We start from the raw sequence: 252 nt of genomic DNA, 5'->3' as shown, positions 1-252 counted from the left end.
ATCTGCATCAAGTAATGCCTGTTGCTCTGCCTCAACATCAATTCGGAAGTCTGGATAAAGCGTGTCTAGACGACGAACTTGGACATCGTGCACATTATTCTCTGCTTGCTCTAGGATGATTTTATTTGTGTAAGACAAATCTAGATTTGGGTGACCAGAAATAACTAAAACCTTGCTCATTGCTCTACTCCGTAAAGGGTTAACACTTGAATTACGAGTATTCTAGGTCTCTACTCATTGTGTGTGTAGTAC

At 40.5% G+C, this 252-nt stretch carries 1 protein-coding gene; it reads right to left on the bottom strand.

Features of this window, described 5'->3' with window-relative positions; translation table 11 throughout:
- Positions 1 to 180, bottom strand: a 180-nt coding sequence (locus AB4585_RS24840) for an NAD(P)H-dependent oxidoreductase (RefSeq protein ID WP_372171413.1), incomplete at its 3' end; no start/stop codon positions are given.
- Positions 181 to 252: the final 72 nt, after the last annotated feature.

Origin of the sequence: Vibrio sp. 10N.222.49.C9, assembly GCF_041474985.1 — a bacterium.
Taxonomy (GTDB): domain Bacteria; phylum Pseudomonadota; class Gammaproteobacteria; order Enterobacterales; family Vibrionaceae; genus Vibrio; species Vibrio crassostreae_C.
The sequence above is the reverse complement of the archived record's forward strand: the minus strand, read 5'-3'. Positions and strand labels throughout refer to the sequence as shown.